3 protein-coding genes and 2 pseudogenes are annotated in these 2,940 nt (G+C 66.8%); 3 read left to right on the top strand and 2 right to left on the bottom strand.

From position 1 onward, the window contains the following. Positions 1–62 (bottom strand): annotated as a pseudogene (locus AC2VOP_RS00880) (recombination mediator RecR); the annotation flags it as partial. A gap of 11 nt (positions 63–73) precedes the next feature. After that, complete coding sequence (locus AC2VOP_RS00885) at positions 74–409, bottom strand: YbaB/EbfC family nucleoid-associated protein (protein ID WP_486959209.1); 336 nt, start codon at positions 407–409, stop codon at positions 74–76. Between the two features lie 121 nt (positions 410–530). Between AC2VOP_RS00885 and AC2VOP_RS00890 the strand changes: the two genes are divergently transcribed. The 3 genes and pseudogenes from AC2VOP_RS00890 to AC2VOP_RS00900 all read left to right on the top strand — a co-directional run. Continuing rightward, complete coding sequence (locus AC2VOP_RS00890) at positions 531–1,292, top strand: Rv3717 family N-acetylmuramoyl-L-alanine amidase (RefSeq protein ID WP_486959210.1); 762 nt, start codon at positions 531–533, stop codon at positions 1,290–1,292. Positions 1,293–1,350: 58 nt separating this feature from the next. After that, complete coding sequence (locus tag AC2VOP_RS00895; RefSeq protein WP_486959211.1) at positions 1,351–2,748, top strand: FAD-binding protein; 1,398 nt, start codon at positions 1,351–1,353, stop codon at positions 2,746–2,748. Continuing rightward, positions 2,745–2,940, top strand: a pseudogene (locus tag AC2VOP_RS00900) (SAM-dependent methyltransferase); the annotation flags it as partial. The gene AC2VOP_RS00895 and the pseudogene AC2VOP_RS00900, both read left to right, overlap by 4 nt.

Raw genomic sequence — 2,940 nt, forward strand, 5'->3', positions numbered from 1 at the left:
GGGCCGATGCCCGGCAGCTTGCCGAGCTCATCGATCAGATCCTGGACCGGCCCTTCAAACATGTCGGCACATGTCAGCTGTTCGGTGTGCCGAGCGCCCCGCCCATGCCGCCAGCCAGCGGCCCGAGCCGCTGCTGCGCCAGCGTGGTGACCTGCTTGGCTGCATCGGCCAGTGCGCCGACGATCAGGTCCTGCAGGGTCTCGACGTCGCCGGGGTCGACGACTTTGGGGTCGATCGTCACCGCCACCACCTCGCCGTTGCCCTTGACGGTGACCTGCACCAGACCGTCGCCGGCCTGGCCGTGTACCTCGGTGTTGACCAGTTCCTGCTGAACTTGCAGCAACTGCTGCTGCATCTGCTGTGCCCGTGCGAGCAACGCGGACATATCGGGTTGGGCTCCAGGCTGCATGAGAAGTCCCCTCGTGTTGTGGTCTCGACGTGGTCGCGGCTGGGTTTCGGCTCTGTGACAGCTCCGGTTGCCGCGCGGTTTGAGATACCCAGCGTAGTCGGCGCCGAGCTAGCGTGGCGCCGTGCGCCTACCAGTTCGCCCGCGTGTCGGGCTCGCGATGGCAGCGGGCCTGCTCATACTCGCCTCGATCCCGACCACCCCACCGTCGGTCGCGGTTCCGGCCAACATCGCCGGGATGGTCGTGTTCCTCGACCCCGGTCACAACGGCAGCAACGACGCATCCATCGGCCGTCAAGTGCCCACCGGCCGCGGCGGCACCAAGAACTGCCAGGCCAGCGGGACCGCCACCAACAACGGCTACCCAGAGCACAGCTTCACCTGGGACACCACGTTGCGAATCCGCCAGGCGCTGAGCGCACTGGGGGTGCGCACCGCCATGTCCCGCGGCGACGACACCGCACTGGGTCCGTGCGTCGACGAGCGCGCGGCGATGGCCAACGCGCTGCACCCCAACGGCATCGTGTCTATCCACGCCGACGGCGGCCCGCCCGCCGGTCACGGGTTCCACGTCAACTACTCGGCGCCGCCGCTCAACGCCGCGCAGAGCGGCCCGTCGGTGCAGTTCGCGCGGGTGATGCGCGACCAGTTGCAGGCGTCCGGCATCCCACCCGCCAGCTACATCGGCAACGACGGCCTCAACGGCCGGTCGGACCTTGCCGGGCTGAACCTGGCGCAGTACCCGTCGATCCTGGTCGAGCTGGGCAACATGAAAAACGCAGGCGACGCAGCCCTGATGGAAACCCCGGCCGGCCGGCAGCGCTACGCCGACGCGGTGGTCCGCGGCATCGCGGGGTTTCTAGGCGGTCAGGCTGTGGCGCAGTAGCCCGGCGGTACGGCGCGTGCGCTCGCCCCGGCGGGGGCCGGCGACTACCGTTGACATGGTGTCCATTCGGCCAGTTTCGGTACCGGCGGCCCACGCCGAGGGAGTGCAGCGACTGCTGGCCAGTTACCGGTCACTCCCCGCGACGGCGCCGGTCCGCCTGGCTAAACCGACCTCGAACCTGTTCCGAGCGCGTGCGCAACGCCACGCGCCCGGCCTGGACACCTCGGGCTTGACGAACGTCATCTGCGTCGACCCGCAAGCCCGCACCGCCGACGTCGCCGGGATGTGCACCTACCAGGATCTGGTGGCCGCCACCTTGGCGTACGGATTGTCACCGCTGGTGGTCCCGCAGCTGAAGACCATCACCCTGGGCGGGGCGGTCACCGGGCTGGGGATCGAATCGGCGTCGTTCCGCAACGGCCTGCCACACGAATCGGTGTTGGAGATGGACATCCTCACCGGCGCTGGGGAATTGGTCACCGCATCGTCAGAGCAGTACACCGACCTGTTTCGGGCATTCCCGAACTCCTATGGCACACTTGGGTATTCAACCAGGCTTCGGATCGAGTTGGAGACCGTCAAACCGTTCGTCGCGCTGCGGCACATCCGGTTTCACTCGCTGGGGAAGCTGATGGCGGAGATGGACCGAATCCTCGAAACCGGCGGGTTCGACGGTGTCGCGGTGGACTACCTCGACGGTGTCGTGTTCAGCCCCGACGAGAGCTACCTGTGCGTCGGAATGCAGACCGTCGCACCCGGCTCGGTCAGTGACTACACCGGCCAGCGCATCTACTACCGGTCGATCCAGCACAGCGCCGGTGTCAAAGACGACCGGCTGACGATCCACGACTACTTCTGGCGCTGGGACACCGACTGGTTCTGGTGCTCACGTGCGTTCGGTGTGCAGCACCCGCTGGTGCGGCGGTGCTGGCCGCGCCGCTACCGACGCAGCGACGTCTACCGCAAACTGGTCGGCTACGACCAGCGGTTTCATGTCGCCGACCGGATCGAAAAACACTATCACCGCCCGCCGCGCGAGCGGGTGATACAAGATGTCGAGGTGCCGATCGAGCGCTGCGGCGAGTTTCTGGACTGGTTTTTTGCCCATGTGCCCATCGAACCGGTGTGGCTGTGCCCGCTGCGGCTGCGCAGCGAGCAGGCCTGGCCGCTCTACCCGATCCGGCCCAACCGCAGCTACGTCAACGTCGGTTTCTGGTCCTCGGTGGGAACGGTGCCGGCCGGCACTACCGAAGGAGCTGCAGGGGTCACGAACCGGCTGATCGAAGCGAAAGTCAGCACGCTCGACGGCCACAAGTCGCTATACTCCGACGCCTACTACACCGCCGAAGAGTTCGACGACCTCTACGGCGGGGAGACATACAAAACGGTCAAAAAGATCTACGACCCCGATTCGCGGCTGCTGGACCTGTATGCGAAGGTGGTGCAACGGCAGTGACGACCTACAGCGGAGAACATGCCAGTGCCGGCAAGCTGAGCCTGGCGCAGATCCTGGAGCTCTTCACCGAGGGTGGCCGGCTGCCGCTGAAGTTCACCGCCTACGACGGCAGCACGGCCGGGCCGGATGACGCCAAGCTGGGTCTGGATCTGCTGACCCCGCGCGGCACCACCTACCTGGCCACCGCACCTA

The organism is Mycobacterium sp. TH-M106 (assembly GCF_057473765.1).